Below are 21,670 nucleotides of genomic sequence, written 5' to 3'. Positions count from 1 at the left end.
TCAGGAGAGGAACCATGGCGGACACGGCAACGCGGACCATGATCCGCACGCGAGGACGCAGGGCCAATGCCGCGTTCGGCAGTCGCCCGTCGTCCGGTACGCGCCACCCACTGGTGGCGACGGCGATGGTTCTTCCCCTGGCGGCCCTGCTCGTAGTCGTCTTCGGCGGCTGGGACGCAGTGGTCACACAGGCGTCGTCCGTGGGCGTGATGCTGGGGCGCTGAGCGGCGCCCCGGGTCCGGAAGAGCGGTCCGGACCGGGACATCCGGCCAACAACCCCGTGGGGACGGGGGTGCGGCGGACGGCAGCGTTTGTCCGGTCAGCTGGGGAGCTGACCGGACATCGCGCTGTCCGGGACCTTTCCGCCGCGCGCGTACGCTCGTCGGCGGGCCCGGCACGGACCGGCCCGCCCGTATCCGTCCGCCACCGGGGGAGACCGTGACCACCGCAGTCGTACGCGCGCTGGGCGCCCTCGCCCACCGGGCCGCCCACACCGGACCCCCGGCCGACTGCGCCTGCCCGCCACCGGCCGTGCTCGCGGACCGCGCGGACGGCACGGTGGTCCGCAGCGGTCCCGTCGTCGCCAAGGCCCACGCCCCCGGCACGGACACCCCCGGTCTGCTGACCCGCCTGACCCTCGCGAACGACCCCCGCCTGACCGGCATCCTGCTCGCTCCGCTGCGGCCCCGGCCCGCCACCCCGCTGCACGGCCGCCCCGTCACGCTGTGGCCCCACGGCCAGCCCGTCGACCCCGACGACCCGGACGCCGCCCCCTGGGAAGAAGCCGCCGTCCTGCTCGCCGGGCTCCACCGGACCCCGCCCACCGCCCCGCTCCCGCCCATGCGGGGCCCCGCCAAGGCCGCGCTCGCCGTTGCCCGGATGCGCGCCGCCCGGCCCGGCGAACCGGCCACGGCCCCCGTACTCGAAGCCTGGCGCCGCCTGCCGGCCTGGGCCCGCGACGAAGCCGCCGCGCCCCCGCACCGCGCGGGCTTCCTCTGCCACGGCGATCTGCACCTGGGCCAACTCGTCCGCCACCCCGCGCCGCACGGACCCTGGCTGCTCATCGACATCGACGACACGGGGCTCGGCGACCCCGCCTGGGACCTCGCCCGCCCCGCCGCCTGGTACGCGGCCGGGCTGCTGCCCCCCGACGTCTGGCTCCGCTTCCTGGACGCCTACCGGGCGGCGGGCGGACCCGCCGTACAGGCCGAGGGCGACCCCTGGCCCGAACTGGACGTCCCGGCCCGCGCCCTGACCGTGCAGACCGCGGCGCTCGCACTCGCCAAGTCCGCGGCTAAGGGCCGGAGTCCGGATGAAGTGGAGCAGACGATGATCGATGCCTGTGCCCGAATTGCCGCTCTCCCGCCCGAGTTGGCCGCCGAGTACTCGTCGTAGGCTGAACCGACCGTCGCCGGGCATGCATTCCGGGGACGGCGACCCGACGGCGAGGAGTGAGCCGAACCATGCAGTGTCCCAAGTGCCACGCACAGATGCAGACGTACAACCGCAATGGCATACAGATCGAGCAGTGCAGCGGCTGCCGGGGGATCTTCCTCGACTACGGCGAGCTGGAGACCCTGACCCGCATCGAGGCGCAGTGGACGCAGCAGGCCCCGCCCGCCCCGCCCGCCTACCCGGCCGCCCCGGCGCCCGCCTGGGGCGCCCCCCAGTACCAAGGCGGCCACCACGGCGGTCACTACCGGCACAAGAGCTTCGGCCGCATGCTCTTCTCGTCCTGAGGGAAAGCGCTGCGGGCCCGGACGGAAGACGTCCGGGCCCGCCACCGCACGCACCGCCGCCCACCGCGGGGACGACAAAGCCCCGGTCGCCGAGACGACCGGGGCTTGTACTGCGTGCGCGATACTGGGATTGAACCAGTGACCTCTTCCGTGTCAGGGAAGCGCTCTCCCGCTGAGCTAATCGCGCAGGGTGAACCTGCGTGTACTGCGTGCGCGATACTGGGATTGAACCAGTGACCTCTTCCGTGTCAGGGAAGCGCTCTCCCGCTGAGCTAATCGCGCGGGGGTCCTTGTGGACCGGTGGACGATACTGGGATTGAACCAGTGACCTCTTCCGTGTCAGGGAAGCGCTCTCCCGCTGAGCTAATCGTCCTTGGAGGTGGAGACGGGATTTGAACCCGTGTAGACGGCTTTGCAGGCCGTTGCCTCGCCTCTCGGCCACTCCACCAGGAGTGGGGGTTCGGGAAGATCCCCCACTTTCTGCGAGCGGACGACCAGGTTCGAACTGGCGACCTCAACCTTGGCAAGGTTGCGCTCTACCAACTGAGCTACGTCCGCTTGTCTTTTCCGACCCGCTTGCGCGTCCCGGCGACGTGTTGAACTCTAGCGGATTCCCGGGCCAGTACAAAAACGCGTTTGTGCAGCGTGCTGAGGTGCGTTCGCCCCGGCGCAGGTCATCGTGCGCCGTCCTAGACTCAACGGCGTGCACGACCTTGTCCCGATGGCCCGCTTCGGCGGCCTCGTCGCGTCCGATCTGCAGGACGTGACCAGTGATCCCACCGCCCTCGACTCGTCCGGCTTCTGGGCCGTGTCCGCCGATTTCGAGGGCCGTCTCGTCTGCGCCCGCTTCGCCTCCGTGCGTACGGAGGCGGTGGCCGCCCCGGCGCGCGGCGGCTGGCGCGGGCCTGCGGTCGGTGACTGGAGCTCGTCCCTGGACCGTGCCGCGTACACCGCGGGCGTACGGCGGATCCGCGAGTACATCGCGGCCGGCGAGGTCTACCAGGCCAACCTCTGCCGGGTGATGACCGCTCCACTGCCCGACCCGGCCGCCTCGGACGTGGACGCGCTGACCGCGCTGCTCGCGCGCGGCAACCCCGCCCCTTACGCAGGAACGATCCGGCTGCCCGCGCACGGCGTGGAGATCGCCACCGCGTCCCCGGAACTCTTCCTCGAGCGGGACGGCCGGACCATCGAGTCCGGACCGATCAAGGGCACCGGGCGGACCGAGGCCGATCTGCTGGAGAAGGACCACGCCGAGAACGTGATGATCGTCGACCTGGTCCGCAACGACCTCGGGCGGGTCTGCGCCACCGGATCGGTCACGGTCCCCGACCTGTGCGTCGTGGAGAAGCACCCCGGACTCGTCCACCTCGTCTCCACCGTGCGCGGGGAGCTCGCCGAGGGGGCCGGCTGGCCCGAACTCCTCGACGCCGCGTTTCCCCCGGGCTCCGTCACCGGAGCACCCAAATCCAGCGCTCTCAGGATCATCGAGGAACTGGAGACCGCACCGCGCGGCCCCTACTGCGGCGGCATCGGCTGGGTCGACGCCGACCGCCGCACCGCCTCTCTGGCCGTCGGCATACGTACGTTCTGGATCGACCGGACCGCAGCCGCCCCGGTCCTCCGCTTCGGTACCGGGGCCGGCATCACCTGGGGCTCCGACCCGGAGCGCGAATGGGACGAGACCGAACTGAAGGCCTCCCGGCTGCTCGCTGTAGCGTCGGGCGCTCACGAAGCGACTGGAAGGACCGCGTGATGAGGATTTGGGTCAACGGCGAACTGCGGGACGCCGACGACGCCCGGGTGTCCGTACTCGACCACGGACTCACTGTGGGGGACGGCATCTTCGAGACGGTCAAGAGCGTCGAGGGCAGGCCTTTCGCCCTCACCCGCCACCTCGACCGGCTGACCCGCTCGGCCCGCGGCCTCGGCCTCCCCGCGCCCGACCTCGACGAGGTGCGCCGCGCCTGCGCCGCCGTCGTCGACGCCAACCCGATGGCGCTCGGCCGGCTGCGCATCACCTACACCGGAGGACTCTCCCCGCTCGGCTCCGACCGCGGCGACGACGGTCCCGGCCTCGTCGTCGCCCTCGGGGAGGCGCGCCGCCGCCCCGACACCACCGCCGTGATCACCGTCCCCTGGACGCGCAACGAACGCGGTGCGCTCGCCGGGCTCAAGACCACCTCGTACGCCGAGAACGTCGTCGCCCTCGCCCGTGCCCATGAGCACGGCGCGTCCGAGGCGCTCTTCGCCAACACGGTCGGACAGCTCTGCGAAGGCACCGGGTCCAATGTCTTCGTCGTGCTCGACGGGCGGGTGCACACCCCGCCGGTCGCCTCCGGCTGCCTCGCCGGGATCACCCGCGCACTGGCCGTGGAGTGGACGGGGGCCGAGGAGACCGACCTGCCGTTCGACGTCCTGGAACGGGCCGAGGAGATCTTCCTGACCTCCACCCTGCGTGATGTGCAGGCCGTCCACCGGGTGGACGGCCGGGAGCTGCCCGGTGCGCCCGGACCGGTGACTGCCAAGGCCATGCGGATCTTCGACGAGCGGGCCGGGAACGACCTCGACCCGTAGAACCCGCACCTCGACTCCGTAAAACCGGGTGACGGGCCGGGGCACAGTGGATAGAACAACTGCGATGACTACGACCCTCCGGCCGACCGGGCCGATCCAGCAAGGCGCCGACGGCGCGAAGAGCCGCTCGTACGACGTGTGCGACAACGGGCGGCCCGTCGGCGCCGTCGAGATCGGTACGGATCCGCGGTTCGGTGCCTCGGTCGGCGTGCTGCGTTCCCTGAGCGTCGACGAATCCCGCCGCAGGCGCGGCCGCGGCACCATCGCGGTGCTGGCGGCCGAAGAGGTGCTGCGCGGCTGGGGCTGCACCCAGGTGCGCCTGGCGGCGCCCGAGGGCAACGAGGGAGCGCAGGGCCTGGCCGCCGCACTCGGCTACACCGAACGCGGCCGGAACATGCTCAAGGAACTCGACCGGACGGCTCCGGCGCTTTTGGACGGTGTCGTCGCCCGGCAGATGAGCGCCGAGGAGTTCGCGCGCTGGCAGAGCACCAGCGTCGACACGTACACGCAGTCCTGGATCGACCAGGGCGTTCCGGCTGAGCAGGCCATACAGAAGTCCAGGAACGACTATGCCCGTAACCTGCCGGACGGCATGGAAACCGCGGGCATGCATTTCCACGTCCTCGTTCACGAGGGCGTGGTCGTCGGCCATCTGTGGGTGTCGGTGCGCGAAGAAAGCCCGGGCGAAAAGGCCGGATACGTCTTCGACGTCGAAGTGGGCGAGGAGTACCGGGGCCGAGGCTACGGACGTGCCCTGATGTGGCAGGCGGAACACATCACCCTGGACGCGGGCGCCCACCGCCTCGGGCTGCATGTCTTCGCCGGCAACACACCGGCTCAGCGGCTGTACGAGTCGCTCGGTTACCGGACGACTCAGTACAACCTGGCCAAGACGTTCTGACCCGCCGCCGGCTCAGCCCTGCTCGGCGAGCAGCCGGTCGGCGATCTCCTCGATGCGTTCGCGCAGCCCGTCCTGGCTCCTGCCGCCGTCCAGCCGCTCGTCGCCGATCACGTACGTCGGCGTGCCGGTGACCCCGATGGCCTTGCCCTCGGCCTGGTCGGCGTCGACGATCAGCATGTGGCGGCCGTCGATCAGGGCGGTGTCCATCTCCTCGGCGTCCAGGCCGATTTCCCGCGCCACCTCGATCAGCAGCGGCTCGCCGGTGCGGCCGAGGTCGGCAGTGCGGGCGAGAACCGCCTCGATGTACGGCCAGCCCGTGCCCTGGGCCGTCGCCTCCTCGGCGGCCTGCGCGGCGGCGTGGGCGTGCTTGTGCTTCTCCAGCGGGAAGTGCCGCAGCCGCACCTCCAGCCGGTCGCCGTACTTGGCCCGCAGGGCGTGCACATCGGTGAGGGCCTGGTGACAGTCGGGGCACTGGAGCTCGCACCACAGGTCGAGGACGACCGGCGCTGCGGCGGTGGAATCGCTCATGCGGCCAGTCTCCCAGGGCGCGCGCGAGCGTCCCAATCCGCATCCCCCTCCGTATCCGGTCCGTATCCCCGTCCGGTCCGCTCCGGCTTCGGGCCGGAGTGCTTGGGAATCGGCACCTGCGGAGGATCCCGGCCCTGAAATGTCCCTGATGTGGTCCTGGAGCGTGGCCGCACGGGTGGTGGGCGGTGCAGGATGGAAGGGACGTTTCCCCTTGTGCCTGGAGGCCCCGATGCTTGCCGAGACCATTTGCTCCGCGGTGTCCGCGGCGGGCCTGGGCATCGCCGCCGTCACCGCGTACCGGAAGCGCTTCCTCGCCGCGGCCCGGATCGCCGCCTACTCCCTGGTCCCGATCGCGCTGGTGCTGACCGGGATCGTGGACTGGGTCGCCGGAATCGCCTTCAAGCCGAGCGTCTGGCTCGGCTTCGGGCTGCTCGCCGTGGCCTGGCTGCTGTTCATGACCACGCGCGCGGTCGAGCGCCGAGGCGTCGGCACCCGTAAGGAACGCAAGGCCGCCGCACGGGCGGCGCAGGGCGGGGCCGTCGCTCCGGCGGCTTCGGCACCCTCCCTCGGCTCCGGGCTCCCGGCGACCCGGGCGCAGGCGGTCCCGAAGACGAAGGCGAAGGAACAGTCCGCGTCGTCGGGCGAGGACTTCAGCGACATCGAGGCCATCCTGAAGAAGCACGGCATCTGACCCGCACCACCGCGACGGGGTGGGGGGCATGATGGGCGACCGGACCGGCGGTCGTCGCCGGGGAGTCGGCCCGCGACGGCGTCCGTACGATGGGGTGACGCCGTGGACCGGTGCGGCCGAGGGCATCAGTGGGGCAGGGATCAAGGATGTGGCCCGGCAGGCCGGAGTCTCCGTGGGCACCGTGTCGAATGTGATCAACCGGCCCGAGGCGGTGCTGCCGGAGACCCGTACCCGGGTGCTGGCCGCCATCGAGGAACTCGGGTACGTGCGCAGCGAGTCGGCCCGCCAGCTCAGGGCCGGCCGTAGCCGGATCATGGCACTGCTCGTCCTGGACATGGGCAACCCGTTCTTCGTCGACGTGGCCCGCGGCGCCGAGCGCGCGGCCCGTGTGGCCGGCCTCGGTGTGATGGTCTGCAACAGCGGCCAGAGCCCGACGGAAGAGGCCGAGTACCTCGGACTCTCGCCGAGCAGCGGGTGTGCGGTGTCCTGGTCACCCCCGCCGACGCGACCGGCCGCAACCTGGAGGCGTTCCGTCGTCACCGCATCCCCTTCGTGCTGGTGGACCGCGTCGTGTCCTCCACGGGGACCTGCGCGGTCTCCGTGGACGATGTCCGCGGCGGCGCGCTCGCCGCTGGTCATCTGGTCTCGGCCGGGCACCGCTCGGTGGCGTACGTCAGCGGCCCCGGTGACCTTCACCAGATCAGGGACCGACGCGAGGGCGCCCTGTCGGCCCTCTCCGACGCCGGACTGCCGCCCGAGGCACTCGTCGAGATCCCCTCCGACCGACCGGACGTGGCGGCGGGGCGCGATGCGGGGGCCCGGCTGCTCGGACTCGTGCCCCGGCCGACCGCGGTGTTCTGCGCCAACGACCTGCTCGCCCTCGGTGTGCTGCAGTCTCTGTACGCGGCGGGCGTGCGGGTGCCGCACGACATCGCCATCGTCGGCTACGACGACATCGAGTTCGCGGCGGCCGCTGCCGTACCGCTGACCTCGGTCCGTCAGCCCGCCGTCGTGATGGGCAGGATGGCCGCGGAGCTCCTGCTGGAGGAGGCGGACGACGAGGGCGGTACCCACGAGCACCGCAGTGTGGTGCTCCAGCCCGAGTTCGTGGTGCGCGCCTCCAGCACGACACCACGCTGAGACCGGGTTGCGCTGCCTCCCCGCGATTCCCGCCCGCAATTCGGTGCGTCTGCCGCGGTGTTGTGCTGCGCCGACGTCAACGACGAGTGGTTCAGGGGTTGTCGTACCGAAAATCTGACGGACGACCGGACGCCGGAGCGAATCGCGCCCCACTCCGGGGTGGGTGAACTCCCGGCGTAAAAAGGCGTGTTGATCGCCAACGGGGCCCGTTCTGGGTCATGATCGTCTCGAGATGGTGGACACCTCCCGGGGCGATGCCCCCGCACCCGCTGACGAAGAGCCGCGCGGCTGCCTCTTCGCGCTTTCCCAGCCCCCTTTGATGATCTTCCTCGCGGTGGTCGGCAGCCTGCTGCTGATGGCCGCGGTGCATGATCTCTTCATGCTGTGAACGGTCAGCCGGCCGCTTCCTTGCGGCGTGCCCGGTACGCGGCCACATGCAGACGGTTACCGCAGGTGCGGCTTGAGCAGTAGCGCCGGGAGCGGTTGCGGGAGAGGTCGACGAAGGCGTGCCGGCAGTCCGGCGCCTCGCAGCGGCGCAGCCGCTCCTGCTCGCCCGCCACCACGATGAACGCCAGGGCCATGCCGCAGTCGGCCGCGAGGTGGTCGGCGACCGAGGCGTCCGGTGCGAAGTAGTGCACATGCCAGTCGTAGCCGTCGTGGTTGCTGAGCTGCGGTGTGGTGCCGGCGGCGGCGACGAGGGCGTTGACGAGTGACGCCGCGGTCCGGGCGTCGTCCGTCGCGAAGATCTCGGCGAAGCGCGTCCGGACGTCTCGTACGGCGCGCAGGTCCTTCTCGTGGAGCTCGCCCACGCCGCTGATGCGATGGCGGCGCGCGAAGTCGTACAGCGCTTCGATGCCGGCGAGACCGTCGACCGGCCCGCCCTCCGGCTGCCCGCTCTCCGGCGCCGTGTTCAGCAGGTCGACCACCGTGTCGAGGGCGATCCGGGTGTCGTGGGGGATCAGCACGCTTTCGCTCCCTGGCCTCCGGCGGGCGGGTGCCCGCCGATGCCGGCTGACTCTACTGGCTCGGTGCCCCCGCACAGAGGCCCGAGAGCGCCCATTTGGGGCGCGAGGAGCGCGTACCGGCCGCCTGCGGGTACCCGTGGCCGGTGGCCGCCCGTCCTGGCCGTGGCGGGCGGCCTGGGCCCGCGGGGCGCGCGCCGGTGCGCGGAGCGTGGCCGCACGCGTGGGCGGTAACGCGCGCCGACGCCGTCATCACGGTGGATTCCGTGGTGACGGCGTCGGTGTCAGCCCTATGAGGTTGTCCGCGCGGCGCCGTCTCCCCGAGTCGGACGGCGCCGTGCAGCTCTCGGCCTGGCTCAGCTCTCGGCCAGGATGTGTGAGAGCTCCGTGTCGAGATCGAAGTGACGATGCTCGGTGCCTGGCGGAACCGCGGCGTCGGTCCTTTTCAGGAACGACTCCAGGGCCCTCGCCGGGGCTTCGAGCAGGGCTTCGCCCTCTGGGGAGCTCAGTGCGATGCAGACGACGCCCTGGCCGTGGCTACGTGATGGCCAGACGCGGACGTCTCCGGTGCCGGTGGGCCGATGCAGCCCCTCGGCAAGGAGGTCGCGGGCGAAAACCCATTCGACCGTTTCCTCCGCTCCGGTGTGGAAGGTGGCGTGCACGGCATAAGGATCGGCCGTGTCATACCGCAGGCCCGCGGGTACAGGCAGTGAAGACTCGCTCGACACAACGAGGCGCAGGTGCAGCTCGCAGCTGACCGTGGTGTTCATAAGCGCCAGGGCCTTTCGCTCAGTGTGCGCTCGGGGATTCGCACGTCGGCGAAATCGACATGCCACCTACGGTGGCGTTGTAAACCCCTCTGACCTTTTTGTGGCCCTTCAGGTAGCTCGTGCAGCGGTGTGTAACTTTGGGTTATGCGGCCATTCCGGTGACGAAGGGCGTTCCGGTAGGTTGGGCCCCATGAACGCGGACAGTGACGAGCGGGACGGCGGCGCCGGACCGGCGAAACCGTTGTCCGCCACGGGGGATGTGACGGGAGAGGCCACGGAGGGTGTGACGAGGGAGGACCGGGAGCTCGGTTCCCGGGCACCCGGGTTCATCAGGGCCTCACGGGCACTGCATGTGAGCTGGCAGGTCGGCGTCTTCGTGGTCGGCCTCGCGGTGGTCGTCGCGGGGATCATCATGCTGCCGCTGCCCGGCCCCGGCTGGCTGGTGATCTTCGGCGGCATGGCGATCTGGGCCACCGAGTTCGTCTGGGCGCAGCTGGTGCTGCGCTGGACGCGTCGGAAGGTCACCGAGGCCGCCCAGCGGGCGCTCGATCCCAAGGTCCGGCGACGCAACATCATCCTCACCGTGACCGGTCTGGTGATCATCGCGGTACTCGTGGGGATCTACGTCTGGAAGTTCGGCGTGACCATGCCGTGGAAGATCCACGAGTGACCGGGGTGGTCATGGGGCGCCGCTGACATGCGGTAATGTTTGGCCTGCGCCCGGGCGATTAGCTCAGTGGGAGAGCGCTTCGTTCACACCGAAGAGGTCACTGGTTCGAACCCAGTATCGCCCACCCGGACAGAGGGCCCGTGAGACCGCAGAGTCTCACGGGCCCTCTGCGTTTCCCGCGCTGTCCCGACCGGGCCCCCTCGACTTGTCGCAGACCGCCGGCCGGTCCGAGGCCCCGAGGGCGCCTTGGACCGGCCGTGCGCCACACCTCACCGCATCCGGCCCAGGACACCCTTCAGGCGCCGCGCATCGCGCAGCCGTTGCTCGTACGTCGCCCCGACCACCAGCAGCAGCACCCCGGCGAGCGCGGGCGGCAGCCAGCGCGGCAGTACGCCGACGACCTGGACCACGTACGGCGCGAGCTCGTGCACGGCGTCCAGCGCCAGCACCGCACCACCGAGCAGCAGCAGAGCCTGCAGCCGCAGCCGCGCGCCCGCCAGGGTGATCACCAGCGCCGCCGCACCGAGCAGCAGCGGCCGCACCCAGGACGGATCGACCCATGCCGCGAAGAGACTCGGCACCAAAGTCGCCGCGAGACCCGCCCCGTACGCCGTCCACGACGACGCCTCGGGGTCACGGCGCCGACGCAGCACACCGACCGCCAGGGCGGGCACCGTCACCGGCAGGGTGTATGCCTCCGGGGCCGACACCCCCGAAGCCGACAATCGCAGCCACGCCGCCAGGACGAACAGTGCCGTCGCCAGATACCCGGCCACCGGCCGGCGCTCGGGCCGTACGGCCGTGCCCGCCGCCAGCACCCCGCACAGCGACAGGACCAACGCCAGGAACGGCCGGTCCGGCACCGCCATGCCCACCGCCACGACACCCGCCACGGCCCCGGTCAGCTCGACCGGCAGAGCCGGCGGGCGGCCCCGCAGCCGCGCCCCGAGCAGCACCGTCACCACAGGGACGACCAGCATGACCGGCGCCGCCCGATACCCGGCGAGCCCCCACGACGCCCCCGCCGCACGGGCCAGCACCATCCCGCACACCACCGCACCGCAGGCCGGCACCGCCTGCGCCATCCGCAACACCCCTGCCGCACGCGCCGCCTGAGCGGACGGCAACGGCGGCAAGGCCCGCGCTGCCGGGACCGCGGCACCGCCGAGCACCACCGCAGCCGCCCCGAACACCACCAGCAACCCCGTGAACACCGCGTACGTGGCGGTCTCCGTGGCGAGCGACAGCATCCCCACGCTCACCGCACCGAGCAGCCCACACACCAGCGCGGTCCGCCCCGCCCCATCTGCCCCCCGGCGCAGTTCCCGGACCGCCACCGCGAACACCCCGGCGACCAGGACCGACTGCACCGACACCGCGGCCGCGTACGACAGTCCCAGCACCGCGGGCAACGCGGTGAACCCCGCCCAGCCGAGCGCCACCGCACCGGCCCCCGCCGCACCCCGCCACGCCGCCCTCGGTGCGACGACCGGCCCGGCCACCCGCAGCCACGACGCCCACGACCGGTACGCCGCCCCCGACAGAGCGGCCACCGCCAACAGCACCACCGGGGCCGAAGCCATTGCGGACCACGCGCCGGCCTCCATGCCCAACGCGCCCCGTACCCCGCCCTCCGGCACCCCCGACCACACCCGGGCCGCCTGCGACACCGTGCCCACCAGCGACAGACCGACCGGCGGCACCGCGGCCAGCACCGAGCCCACCGTCACCGCCGACGAGGCCCACAGCAGCCCCTTCCCGACCGGGCGCGGCAGCGGAGCGCGCACCGCCGCCAACAGCACCACACCGCACAGCAGGTACAGCGGCACCGACCAGCTCCAGGCCACCCCGGCGCCCAGCACACCACCCACCGCGGCCACCCCGCCGAGCCCGGCCACCGCCCCACCGGCCACCGCGAGCCCCGCCGGCGCACGCCATGCCCCGGCCACCGCGACCGCCGCACCCGCGAGCAACAGCAGACCAGGCGCCACCGCGGCCGACACGGCATCGGCGGACACCGACTGCCCCAGGCCCACCAGCAGGCCCAGCAGGCCCGTCGTCCAGCAGCAGAAGCAGGCCGTGACCCGTACCGCAACTCCCTTGCCCCACACCGCGATCGCACAGTCCAGCGCCGCCGTCGCCAGCAACGCCCAGCCGAACACCGTGGCCTCCGCACCCGCCGACCACGCCCACAGCAACAGCGGCAGTTGCGCGGTCACCACGGCTAGCGGCAGCGGCAGCCGAAGCCGGCCGAGCAGCAGCCCGTACGCACCCCAGAGCACCGCCAGCACCGCCGAGGCGACCGCGGCGAAACCGGGACTGCCGGCCTCCGGCACCGCCAACTGGTGCAGCGCGTACGCGTCCAGCACCATCAGCACCGACGCCAGAGCGGCGAGCGACTCGGCCGTCGAGGGCAGCCCGCGGCGCAGCAGCACGGCGGGAGCGGAGAGCGCCGCGACCGTCACCATCGTGAGCACCGCCGAGCGGCCGCCGATACCCATCTGACCCCAGCTGACCAGGGTGAACGCGATCGCAGCGACCGTGAGTAGCAGACCGCCCAGGGTGAGCAGCACGTTCTGCGCGCTGCGCGGCCCGGCCGGCGCGGTGGGAGGACCGAAGGGAGCCGTGAACGGGGCCGGCGGCCGGACCGGCGAGGGCGGTCCGTACGGAGCGGCGGGCGGCGGCACGGCGGGGCGCGCGGCGGGCTGCGCCAGCACACTCACCAGCCAGGCACGACGAACCAGCAACTGGGACCGGCGGGCGTCCAGCCGGGCCAGCTCGTGATCGAGGAGCGCCAATTCCTCGGCGGGCGGCGGCACATGTTCCATGGACGGGAGTGTGGCGCGGGCAACAGGACCGGACATGGGCTCGGGTACTCAGTTCCCCGGCTGAGTACGCGCAGACTGGGGTCATGGACTGGAGCCACTACCGATTCGTGAGTGTCTGGGACCTGCCGGGACCGCCCGACACCGTGTACGAGATCCTCGGACGCCCCGACGACTACCCGCGATGGTGGCCGCAGGTCCGCGAGGTCACCTCGGACGACGGCACCACCGGCACCACCCGGATCCGCTCCCTCCTCCCGTACGACCTCGTCATGACCGTCCGCGAACGCCGCCGCGACCCCGCGGCCCGGGTCCTCGAAGCGGCCCTCGGCGGCGACCTCGTCGGCTGGGCCCGGTGGACGGTCACCGCGCACGGCTCCGGCAGCCGTGCCACGTACGAGCAGGAGGTCCAGGTGCACCGACGGCTGATGCGGCTCCTCGCGGTGCCCGGACGCGCCGTGTTCCGGGCCAACCACGCGCTGATGATGCGCGCCGGGCGCCGGGGTCTCACGGCCTGGCTGGAAGGAGTTTGAACCGGACACCACGAGCCCTGTATGGTTCAACCCGTTCCCGGGCGATTAGCTCAGTGGGAGAGCGCTTCGTTCACACCGAAGAGGTCACTGGTTCGAACCCAGTATCGCCCACCCGGAAGAGGCCGGTCCGTCAGCAGAACCGACGGACCGGCTTCTGCGTGTCCGGGCGCGGGAGCCGCGGCGGCGTCCGTCGGCCCGACCCGTCCGATCATGCCGCGGCGGGCAGTTCCGGGCGCAGCGGCCACGCGGGATCCACCGCCTCGACCGTGCCGTTCTTCGCGAACCACGCCTGCAGCCCACGCGCCTGTGCCGCATGCCACACGGCCTGCAACGTGTGCAGCTCCGGCGGGGACAGCCGCTCCAGCCGGGACGAGAACCGCCGCCCCACCGCCCGTACCAGCTCCAGCGAGGCCGCCGCATCGGCCGCCGCGTCGTGCGCGCCGTCCAGCACCACCCCGTACAGCTCGCAGAGATCGGTGAGGGTCCGCCGCCCCTTGCGGTAGCGGTCCAGGTGCTTATCGAGCACGCGCGGATCCAGCACGCACAGCGGTGTGTTCTGCAGGTAATGGGCGAGTGACGACGCGCGGTGGCGCCTCAACTCCCGGTCCAGCAGGGTCAGATCGAACGGTGCGTTCATCACGACGAGCGGCCGGCCGGACGCACACTGCTCGGCGAGCGCACGGGCTATCTCCTCCACCACCGGCGCGGGCCAGCGGCCGTTGCGCTGAAGGTGATCGTCGGTCAGACCGTGGATCGCGGTCGCCCCCACGGGCACCGGAACCCCCGGATTCACCAGCCAGCGGGTGACCCGCACCCGCCCGCCTGCCGTGTCCTGGACGACCAGGGCGGCCGAAACGATCCGGTCCTCCTCGACGTCCACTCCCGTCGTCTCGGTGTCAAATGCGGCCAGTGGCCCTTCGTACCAGTGAGTCATCCCCGAACTCCTCGTGCGCGAACGGCAGATGGCGTGATTCCCCTGCCCGGTCCGGTGATACCCGCACCCTTTGCCTGATACGCCGTTTGCGCGCCGTTCCGTGCGGTGACAACACAGGTGGGGGCGACGGAAGTTGTCCGTCACCCCGCCATCGAGACCAATCCGTCGAAGAACCGATCGGCACAGCCCGGAAGGCCCACGCAGCCATGGCGCTCGCGCAGCCCGAACCGAGCGGGCTGCTGCCCCAGCGGATCGCACCGCTGCGCGGCACACTCGCCACCACCGCCTGCATGGAGACGCTCCAGGTGGGCTACTTGCACGCGGTCGCGGCTGCGGCGGGGTGCTCCCTGGCGCAGCCCTTCCCCGACAACGGCATCGACTGGCACGTCAGCCATGGCGCCCCCGGCCATGCCGTGGACGACGAAGTGACCATAAAGGTGCAGCTCAAATGCACCTACCAGATCCCGCCGAATCCGCCGGGACCGACGTTCTCCTTCACACTCGACAACGCACATCTCGTGAAGCTCGCCCGGACCCCCGTGTCGGTGCACAAGATCCTCGTCGTGATGATCGTGCCGCGCAGCCAGGACGAGTGGCTGCGTGCCGGACACGACCGGCTCGACCTGCGGCACTGCTGCTACTGGACCAACCTCGCCGGGCACGCGGTCACGGGCCGGCACCGGACCACCGTGCGGATCCCGACCTCACGCATCTTCGACGACCGGGCGCTCTGCGAGATCATGACCCGCGTAGGGGCGGGAGGGAGACCCTGATGCACCGGCCGATGGACGAGTCCGTCAACCCCGTCAACTCCGTCAACCCCATCAATTCCGTCAACGAAGTGATCCCGTCGGCCATGCGCCCGCACCCGAGCGAATCCGCGGGAGCGTGGGCCACCGCTCCCCGGCCGCCCGGGGACATCCCCGACCCCGCCCGGGTCGACCCCGCGGTCCTCGCCGCCCTGCTCGACCGGCACGGTTGGCTCCGCCGCGGCGGAGCGGCCGGACGGTACAGCCGCTGGACCCCACCGGGACCACCCGCCCCGCCCGGCGGCGGTACGAGCCTCCTCGTACCCGACACCACCGCCTTCCCCGACAGTGAGGACCTCCTCGGCGAGGCGCTGACCGCCCTCGCCCGCAGCGCCGCGCCCTCCGCCCGCGAAGTCCTGGTCTCCCTCGCCGTGCCCAGCGACGAGATCCGGTGGTGGCGCGAGGTCCCCGAACCCGTCGGGGGAGCGGCCGGGGCGGCAGGCTGGACGGGCGCGGAGCAACTGCACAGCGCCGCCCGGCAGATCCTGCTCGCCGGAGCCCTCGCCGTCCGAGCACGCGCCGGCTACCACGGCGCACGCCACCGCCGCAGGGCCCGGGCGGCCCTCGACGGCATCCTCGTCGGGCCCGCGCCCGGCGGCCGCGAGCTCGCCGCGTTCGTCCCCGTGGAACCGGGCCGGCCCGTCGCCGTACGGCTCTACCACGCCCTGCACGCCACCCGCGACGCCGTGGACTACCAGCGGGCCACCGGCGGCTTCGAAGCCTTCGACACCGCCGTCGAGGCAGGAGTCGGCCGGGAACTCACCGAGGCCCTCATCGCGCTGGTCCAGGGCTCGGAAGGGGCCGGGATCGCTCTGGAGTGGGCGCCCGCCGCCGGGATCCCCGAGGGCTGCCCGGCCCGTCCCGAGCCGGTGGAATTCTCCCCGGGCGACCTGCCCGCCCTGCGCCGGGCGGGCGCCCGCTACCTCCGGGACGAGCCCGCCGTGCCGGTACGGATCACCGGCGCCGTCGTCCGGCTGCGTCGCTCGGGACCGCGGGGCGCCGGAATCGTACGGCTGCGGGTGCTGGCCGGAGCCGAGGTGGCGCACGTACGGCTGGAGCTGGACGAGGAGGCGTACCGGATCGCCGGCCACGCCCACCTGGTGGGCCTGCCGATCAGGGTGGAGGGCAGGCTGGAGAGCCGTGGCGGCTTCCGGCGGCTGACCCGGACCGCGCAGGTGGTGCCCGTGCAGGTGGACGAGGCGGAACGGGACCGGCTGATGAAGTCGCTCCAGGAGAACGTCGACTATTTCGAGGAGGCGTGCACGGGCGAATAGGGGCGTAGCGGGGGAGCCGGCGGCCTTCACGGCTCCACCGTTTCGCAGAGGGGGCCCGCGGCTCGGTACGATTCGTATCGCACGCGCACCACGCATGCGTGCGTACCCCCTGAGTCAGGAGAGACCGGTGTCAGACGTCCGTGTGATCATCCAACGCGATTCCGAGCGGGAAGAGCGCGTGGTGACGACGGGCACTACGGCAGCCGAGCTCTTCCCCGGCGAGCGCACCGTTGTCGCCGCCCGGGTCGCCGGTGAGCTGAAGGACCTCGCGTACGCCGTCGCCGACGGCGAGGTCGTCGAGCCCGTCGAGATCTCCTCCGAGGACGGCCTGAACATCCTGCGGCACTCCACCGCGCACGTCATGGCGCAGGCCGTTCAGCAGCTCTTCCCCGAGGCCAAGCTGGGCATCGGCCCGCCGGTCAAGGACGGCTTCTACTACGACTTCGACGTCGAGAAGCCGTTCACTCCCGAGGACCTCAAGGCCATCGAGAAGAAGATGCAGGAGATCCAGAAGCGCGGGCAGCGGTTCTCCCGCCGGGTCGTGACGGACGAGGCCGCGCGCGAGGAGCTGGCGGACGAGCCGTACAAGCTGGAGCTCATCGGCATCAAGGGCTCCGACTCGGTCGAGAACGCCGGCGACGGCGCGGATGTCGAGGTGGGCGGCGGCGAGCTGACCATCTACGACAACCTCGATCCGAAGACCGGCGAGCTGTGCTGGAAGGACCTGTGCCGCGGCCCGCACCTGCCGACCACCCGGTTCATCCCGGCGTTCAAGCTGATGCGGAACGCTTCGGCGTACTGGCGCGGCAGTGAGAAGAACAAGCAGCTCCAGCGCATCTACGGCACCGCCTGGCCCACCAAGGACGAGCTCAAGGCGCACCTGGAGTTCCTGGAGGAGGCCGCCAAGCGTGACCACCGCAAGCTCGGCAACGAGCTTGACCTCTTCTCCTTCCCGGACGAGATCGGTTCCGGTCTCGCGGTCTTCCATCCCAAGGGCGGCATCATCCGCCGCACCATGGAGGACTACTCGCGCCGGCGGCACGAGGAGGAGGGCTACGAGTTCGTCTACTCGCCGCACGCCACCAAGGGCAAGCTCTTCGAGAAGTCCGGCCACCTCGACTGGTACTCCGAAGGCATGTACCCGCCCATGCAGCTCGACGAGGGCGTGGACTACTACCTCAAGCCCATGAACTGCCCGATGCACAACCTGATCTTCGATGCGCGCGGGCGTTCGTACCGTGAACTGCCCTTGAGGCTCTTCGAGTTCGGGACCGTGTACCGGTACGAGAAGTCCGGCGTCGTGCACGGCCTCACCCGGGCCCGCGGCTTCACGCAGGACGACGCGCACATCTACTGCACCAAGGAGCAGATGGCGGAGGAGCTCGACAAGACGCTCACCTTCGTCCTGAACCTGCTCCGCGACTACGGTCTGACCGACTTCTACCTGGAGCTCTCCACCAAGGACCCGGTCAAGTTCGTCGGCTCCGACGAGGTGTGGGAAGAGGCCACCGAGACGCTGCGCCAGGTCGCCGAGAAGCAGGGCCTGCCGCTGGTCCCGGACCCGGGCGGCGCCGCGTTCTACGGCCCGAAGATCTCCGTGCAGGCACGCGATGCCATTGGCCGTACCTGGCAGATGTCGACCGTCCAGCTCGACTTCAACCTGCCGGAGCGCTTCAACCTGGAGTACACCGGCCCGGACGGCACCAAGCAGCGCCCGGTCATGATCCACCGCGCCCTGTTCGGCTCCATCGAGCGCTTCTTCGCCGTGCTGCTGGAGCACTACGCGGGTGCGTTCCCGGTGTGGCTGGCTCCGGTGCAGGCGGTCGGAATCCCGATCGGCGACGCCCACATCCCCTACCTCCAGGAGTTCGCCGCGGAGGCAAGGAAGAAGGGCCTGCGGGTCGAGGTGGATGCCTCGTCCGACCGGATGCAGAAGAAGATCAGGAACGCGCAGAAGCAGAAAGTTCCGTTCATGATCATCGTTGGTGACGAGGACATGAACGCGGGCACGGTGTCGTTCCGGTACCGCGATGGCTCGCAGGAGAACGGTGTTCCGCGTGACCAGGCGCTGGCGAAGCTCGTTGACGTGGTGGAGCGCCGGGTGCAGTCGTGAACGTTCCCCGCCTGCGGCGGGGATGATCCGAAGATTCGGAAACAGCACAGGGCGAAGGCTCCGTGCTCCCCGCGCACGCGGGGATTCGGCCCCCGGAGAGCTACCCGCCCTCCGGGGGTCTCATCTCGTCCTCCCGCCGGAAGACGTGCAGCAGCCACGACGAGAACGAACCCGTCACCGCCCCCAGCAGCGCCAGCCCGCAAGCCATCAGGCCCGACGCCACGACCCGGCCGCTCGGGGTGACCGGCACCGTGTCCCCGTACCCCACCGTCGTGAGCGTCGCGCAGGCCCACCACACCGCGTCGCCGAACGTGCGGATCGAGGCACCCTCCGCGGTGTGCTCCTGGTGGTACACGGCGAGCGCGGCGGAGAAGCCGAGCAGCAGGGAGCTCACGCCGGCGTAAGCGATCACGCGCGCGTACAGGCTCAGCCGCGGCTGCTCCCTGCGCTGCTGGACCGCCGTGTAGAGCCGGATCAGCCGCAGCGGCCGCAGCAGGGGAAGCAGCAGGACCACCGTGTCCAGCCAGTGCACACGGACGAAACGGGGACCGAGGCCGCTGAGGCGGAGCCGTACCGCGTAGTCCGCGGCGAAGAACAGCCAGGTCGCGCAGACCAGTGCGAGGGCGATCTCGCGCCAGGGCCGGGCGTCGTGCGGGGCGAGCACGCGGACCGCGTAACCGAGCAGGAAGAGCAGTGAGGCGCCGAAGAGCGGCACTTCCGTGCGCTGCTCCCAACGCCTGAATCGAGGTGGGGTGGAGTCCGCGCGCTGGTCGATCACCGCCCCAGCATCGCCGGGCGCCGACGGGTGCGGCCCCGGCGACACGCTGCCCGGGAGCGAAGCAATATGCTGATCGGCATGACGAGTGAGCCGGAGCAGCAGATCGGAGTCGGGACGCCCGACGCGTTCCAGCGCCTGTGGACGCCCCACCGGATGGCGTACATCCAGGGCGAGAACAAGCCGTCCGGTCCGGAGGCCGGCGATGGCTGTCCGTTCTGCGCGATTCCGTCGCAGTCGGACGAGGACGGGCTTGTCGTGGCGCGCGGCAAGCATGTCTATGCCGTGCTCAATCTGTACCCGTACAACGGTGGCCACCTGATGGTGGTGCCGTACCGGCATGTCGCGGACTACACGGAGCTGGACGGCCCGGAGACCATGGAGCTGGCCGACTTCACCAAGCGGGCGATGGTGGCGCTGCGGGCGGCGTCGGGGGCGCACGGGTTCAATATCGGGCTCAACCAGGGTGCTTCCGCGGGGGCCGGTATCGCGGCCCACTTGCATCAGCACCTGGTGCCGCGCTGGGGTGGTGACACCAACTTCATGCCGGTGGTCGGGCACACGAAGGTGCTGCCGCAATTGCTCGCCGATACGCGCAAGATGCTGGCCGACGCCTGGCCGGTGGGCTGATCCGAGCTGTTGCTTCGAAGGGGCCGCCCCGGTCTTCGCGTTTTGCCGGGGCGGCCTTTCGCTGTCTACGCGTCGTACAGGTCGGCCTTGCGCGGTGTCGGGTCCTGGACCAGGCCGCTCAGTATCATCGAGCGGTTGTCGAAGCGTTCGGTATCCACCCCGTTCTCCTCCAGGACGCGCAGGGCGGCGCTGTGCACGGCGCGCAGGACGGGCGTGGCGGCGCGCATCGCGTCATCGGCCATGAAGCGGTGGCGCCAGGGCTTCTCGGCCCAGGCGTGGCGCAGGCCGAACGGCTCCGGCAGGGCGATTTTGCCGCCCAGGTAGTCGAGGAGCGGTGGGTACCAGGTGAAGGGTGCGCGCAGGGCGAGGCGGACGATTTCGCGGGGTTCCACCAGCGCGAGGGTGATGTCGCGGGTCTCCCAGAACCGGACGGTCTTGTTGACGGTCTTGGTCTTGGCCGCGGGCTTGCTGGTGAAGAGCGAGTGGACCGGGCCGAGTGCGTGTCCGGTGACTTCGATGCGCAGGGTTTCGTAGAGCACCGTGACCGTGATCATCATGGTGATGACCAACTGGCCGTCCCAGAGGGTGAACTGGACGCCCAGGTAGTGCCGGTCGCCGCCGCCGAACTGCTGGTGGTTGCAGATCCGCTGTATCTCGTGCGGTTTGACCTGGAAGGTGGCGACGTCCTCGCCGTCGGGGCGGGAGACCGAGTCGGCGTTCTCACCGACGGGGGAGACGATCCAGTGGGTGACCGACGGGGTCGGGAATCCGCCGGTGTTCAGCGGGCCGCGCTCCAGCACCTTGAGCTGGTCGTGGATGGCGCGTATCAGGTCCCAGCTGCGGAACTGGTGGAATTCCTTGCCGGGTTCCTTGGAGACGAGCTCTTCGGCGAGCTGCCAGCTGCCCCAGCGGGTGCCCATGCCGAGGATTCCCTTGGGGCCCGCGTAGAAGACCGAGTTGGACTGCTGCTCGGCGGAGAGCTTCTCCAGGCCCTGGCGCAGTGCCTCGCGGGACGTCTCGTTGGGGTTCTTGGGTACGGCCTCGGGGATCTTGGCGATGACACCGCCGCCGGAGAGCAATCCTTCCCAGCGGGCGCGCATGTCCTTGGCGGAGGCTTCGGCGATCCGCTTGGCGATGAGCCAGCCGATGACGGGGGCGACGATCATCGCCCGTACGTAGAGCGCCAGGAATCCGGTGAGCGGCAGCTTGATCAGGAAGAACAGGGCCACGATGCCGATGACCGGGAGCAGGGCGTTGCCCAGCGTGGCGAGCGCCTTGTCCTTGGTGTTGCCGAGCCCGTCGCGCAGCCGGAAGGCGATGACCCACAGGAGCATGCCGGGCAGGAAGGGGAAGCCGAACAGGGCGGTGACGGCGGTCAGTTTGGTGTCGCGTGCCCTGCGGAGGCGGGTAGCGGACAGGCAGTGTTCGACGACGGTCTGCGGGTCGGTCCCGAAGGACTGGATGAGGGCCTTGCGGGCGCCGCCCAGCATGCGTTCCTGGACGGCGCGGGAGAAGGCCTCGCCGAGATTGGGCTTGAAGTAGTCGGACTTGAAGAGTTTGGAACGGCTTGCTTTGACTTCGGACTTGTGCCACTCGCTGTTGGCGTCAAGGATCGTCTCCACCGGGCTGTCGCGGTATGCGGCGGAGGCGAGGGCGTTCGTCGCCACCGCCTGTCCGCCCGAGCCCTGGAGCGGGATCTGCGCTCCGGGAGAGAAATCGAATCCGTCGTTGGCCACTGTCGCCCCCACTCGCCGCCAAGGAACCGCTCCTGCGGCTGTTTCCCAACTGCCGTGCCCGGC

21 protein-coding genes, 7 tRNA genes and 1 pseudogene are annotated in these 21,670 nt (G+C 71.0%); 17 read left to right on the top strand and 12 right to left on the bottom strand.

All coding sequences use genetic code 11. The features are described from left to right. Positions 1–14 precede the first annotated feature (14 nt). From OH735_RS06270 to OH735_RS06260, 3 genes are all read left to right on the top strand, one after another. Positions 15–224: a hypothetical protein gene (locus tag OH735_RS06270; protein WP_406380164.1), complete on the top strand. Its 210-nt coding sequence runs from the start codon at positions 15–17 to the stop codon at positions 222–224. A 214-nt stretch (positions 225–438) separates the two neighbouring features. After that, on the top strand, positions 439–1,395 hold the full coding sequence (locus OH735_RS06265; protein WP_406380162.1) for a phosphotransferase family protein: 957 nt from the start codon (positions 439–441) through the stop codon (positions 1,393–1,395). A gap of 68 nt (positions 1,396–1,463) precedes the next feature. After that, entirely contained in the window at positions 1,464–1,739 is a 276-nt protein-coding gene (locus tag OH735_RS06260) for a zf-TFIIB domain-containing protein (protein ID WP_406380160.1), read from the top strand. 115 nt (positions 1,740–1,854) lie between these two features. On the opposite strand, the gene OH735_RS06255 is transcribed toward OH735_RS06260, so the two are convergent. From OH735_RS06255 to OH735_RS06235, 5 genes are all read right to left on the bottom strand, one after another. After that, positions 1,855–1,926, bottom strand: a tRNA-Val gene (locus OH735_RS06255). 23 nt (positions 1,927–1,949) lie between these two features. Next, positions 1,950–2,021 (bottom strand) — tRNA-Val (locus OH735_RS06250). 19 nt (positions 2,022–2,040) lie between these two features. Then, positions 2,041–2,112, bottom strand: a tRNA-Val gene (locus OH735_RS06245). Between the two features lies 1 nt (position 2,113). Beyond that, positions 2,114–2,187 (bottom strand) — tRNA-Cys (locus tag OH735_RS06240). 37 nt (positions 2,188–2,224) lie between these two features. After that, a tRNA-Gly gene (locus OH735_RS06235) sits at positions 2,225–2,297 on the bottom strand. Between the two features lie 163 nt (positions 2,298–2,460). Here OH735_RS06235 and OH735_RS06230 point away from each other — a divergent pair. The 3 genes from OH735_RS06230 to OH735_RS06220 all read left to right on the top strand — a co-directional run bounded on the left by OH735_RS06230 (position 2,461) and on the right by OH735_RS06220 (position 5,217). Then, positions 2,461–3,495 carry a chorismate-binding protein gene (locus OH735_RS06230; protein ID WP_406386436.1) on the top strand — a complete coding sequence of 345 codons (1,035 nt, stop codon included), beginning with the start codon at positions 2,461–2,463 and terminating at the stop codon, positions 3,493–3,495. After that, a complete protein-coding gene (locus tag OH735_RS06225) occupies positions 3,495–4,316 on the top strand; it encodes an aminotransferase class IV (protein ID WP_406380158.1) in 822 nt (273 codons plus the stop codon). The genes OH735_RS06230 and OH735_RS06225 overlap by 1 nt, the downstream gene beginning before the upstream one ends. Before the next feature lie 64 nt (positions 4,317–4,380). Continuing rightward, positions 4,381–5,217, top strand: a complete 837-nt coding sequence (locus OH735_RS06220) for a GNAT family N-acetyltransferase (protein WP_406380156.1) — start codon at positions 4,381–4,383, stop codon at positions 5,215–5,217. 12 nt (positions 5,218–5,229) lie between these two features. Here the strand turns inward: OH735_RS06220 and OH735_RS06215 are convergent, their stop codons facing one another. After that, complete coding sequence (locus tag OH735_RS06215; protein ID WP_406380154.1) at positions 5,230–5,745, bottom strand: DsbA family protein; 516 nt, start codon at positions 5,743–5,745, stop codon at positions 5,230–5,232. A 229-nt stretch (positions 5,746–5,974) separates the two neighbouring features. Between OH735_RS06215 and OH735_RS06210 the strand changes: the two genes are divergently transcribed. The 3 genes and pseudogenes from OH735_RS06210 (at position 5,975) to OH735_RS06200 (ending at position 7,964) form a co-directional block, all read left to right on the top strand. Further along, positions 5,975–6,436: a hypothetical protein gene (locus OH735_RS06210; RefSeq protein WP_406380153.1), complete on the top strand. Its 462-nt coding sequence runs from the start codon at positions 5,975–5,977 to the stop codon at positions 6,434–6,436. 148 nt (positions 6,437–6,584) lie between these two features. Further along, a pseudogene (locus tag OH735_RS06205) lies at positions 6,585–7,576 on the top strand (LacI family DNA-binding transcriptional regulator). Positions 7,577–7,808: 232 nt separating this feature from the next. Further along, entirely contained in the window at positions 7,809–7,964 is a 156-nt protein-coding gene (locus OH735_RS06200) for a hypothetical protein (RefSeq protein WP_406380151.1), read from the top strand. 4 nt (positions 7,965–7,968) lie between these two features. On the opposite strand, the gene OH735_RS06195 is transcribed toward OH735_RS06200, so the two are convergent. Beyond that, entirely contained in the window at positions 7,969–8,541 is a 573-nt protein-coding gene (locus OH735_RS06195; RefSeq protein WP_406380149.1) for a CGNR zinc finger domain-containing protein, read from the bottom strand. Between the two features lie 353 nt (positions 8,542–8,894). Next, positions 8,895–9,308: an SsgA family sporulation/cell division regulator gene (locus OH735_RS06190; RefSeq protein ID WP_003959770.1), complete on the bottom strand. Its 414-nt coding sequence runs from the start codon at positions 9,306–9,308 to the stop codon at positions 8,895–8,897. 190 nt (positions 9,309–9,498) lie between these two features. Here OH735_RS06190 and OH735_RS06185 point away from each other — a divergent pair, with 190 nt between their 5' ends. Together OH735_RS06185 and OH735_RS06180 are read left to right on the top strand one after the other, a co-directional pair. After that, positions 9,499–9,978: a TIGR02611 family protein gene (locus OH735_RS06185; protein ID WP_406380147.1), complete on the top strand. Its 480-nt coding sequence runs from the start codon at positions 9,499–9,501 to the stop codon at positions 9,976–9,978. 52 nt (positions 9,979–10,030) lie between these two features. Next, positions 10,031–10,102: transfer RNA gene (locus tag OH735_RS06180), tRNA-Val, on the top strand. A 145-nt stretch (positions 10,103–10,247) separates the two neighbouring features. On the opposite strand, the gene OH735_RS06175 is transcribed toward OH735_RS06180, so the two are convergent. Then, positions 10,248–12,806, bottom strand: a complete 2,559-nt coding sequence (locus OH735_RS06175) for an SCO7613 C-terminal domain-containing membrane protein (RefSeq protein WP_406380145.1) — start codon at positions 12,804–12,806, stop codon at positions 10,248–10,250. A gap of 83 nt (positions 12,807–12,889) precedes the next feature. Here OH735_RS06175 and OH735_RS06170 point away from each other — a divergent pair, with 83 nt between their 5' ends. Together OH735_RS06170 and OH735_RS06165 are read left to right on the top strand one after the other, a co-directional pair. Further along, entirely contained in the window at positions 12,890–13,336 is a 447-nt protein-coding gene (locus OH735_RS06170) for an SRPBCC family protein (protein WP_406380143.1), read from the top strand. A gap of 39 nt (positions 13,337–13,375) precedes the next feature. Beyond that, positions 13,376–13,447, top strand: a tRNA-Val gene (locus tag OH735_RS06165). 97 nt (positions 13,448–13,544) lie between these two features. Here OH735_RS06165 and OH735_RS06160 read toward each other — a convergent pair. Then, a complete protein-coding gene (locus OH735_RS06160; RefSeq protein WP_406380141.1) occupies positions 13,545–14,270 on the bottom strand; it encodes a 3'-5' exonuclease in 726 nt (241 codons plus the stop codon). Between the two features lie 206 nt (positions 14,271–14,476). Here OH735_RS06160 and OH735_RS06155 point away from each other — a divergent pair, with 206 nt between their 5' ends. The 3 genes from OH735_RS06155 to thrS all read left to right on the top strand — a co-directional run bounded on the left by OH735_RS06155 (position 14,477) and on the right by thrS (position 18,466). Next, positions 14,477–15,043, top strand: a complete 567-nt coding sequence (locus OH735_RS06155; protein WP_406380139.1) for a DUF4365 domain-containing protein — start codon at positions 14,477–14,479, stop codon at positions 15,041–15,043. Then, complete coding sequence (locus OH735_RS06150; RefSeq protein WP_406380137.1) at positions 15,043–16,353, top strand: hypothetical protein; 1,311 nt, start codon at positions 15,043–15,045, stop codon at positions 16,351–16,353. Before OH735_RS06155 ends, OH735_RS06150 begins: the two co-directional genes overlap by 1 nt. Positions 16,354–16,480: 127 nt before the next feature. Continuing rightward, positions 16,481–18,466: a threonine--tRNA ligase gene (gene thrS / locus OH735_RS06145; RefSeq protein WP_406380135.1), complete on the top strand. Its 1,986-nt coding sequence runs from the start codon at positions 16,481–16,483 to the stop codon at positions 18,464–18,466. Positions 18,467–18,566: 100 nt separating this feature from the next. Here the strand turns inward: thrS and OH735_RS06140 are convergent, their stop codons facing one another. Beyond that, the gene (locus OH735_RS06140) at positions 18,567–19,241 is read right to left on the bottom strand and encodes a potassium channel family protein (RefSeq protein ID WP_406386434.1); all 675 of its coding nucleotides are present in this window, start codon (positions 19,239–19,241) and stop codon (positions 18,567–18,569) included. A gap of 69 nt (positions 19,242–19,310) precedes the next feature. Here OH735_RS06140 and OH735_RS06135 point away from each other — a divergent pair, with 69 nt between their 5' ends. Then, entirely contained in the window at positions 19,311–19,871 is a 561-nt protein-coding gene (locus tag OH735_RS06135) for an HIT family protein (RefSeq protein WP_406380133.1), read from the top strand. 65 nt (positions 19,872–19,936) lie between these two features. Here OH735_RS06135 and OH735_RS06130 read toward each other — a convergent pair whose 3' ends face one another. Further along, the gene (locus OH735_RS06130) at positions 19,937–21,607 is read right to left on the bottom strand and encodes a hypothetical protein (RefSeq protein ID WP_406380131.1); all 1,671 of its coding nucleotides are present in this window, start codon (positions 21,605–21,607) and stop codon (positions 19,937–19,939) included. Positions 21,608–21,670: the final 63 nt, after the last annotated feature.

The organism is Streptomyces sp. NBC_01618 (assembly GCF_045209435.1).
GTDB lineage: Bacteria > Actinomycetota > Actinomycetes > Streptomycetales > Streptomycetaceae > Streptomyces.
The sequence above is the reverse complement of the archived record's forward strand: the minus strand, read 5'-3'. Positions and strand labels throughout refer to the sequence as shown.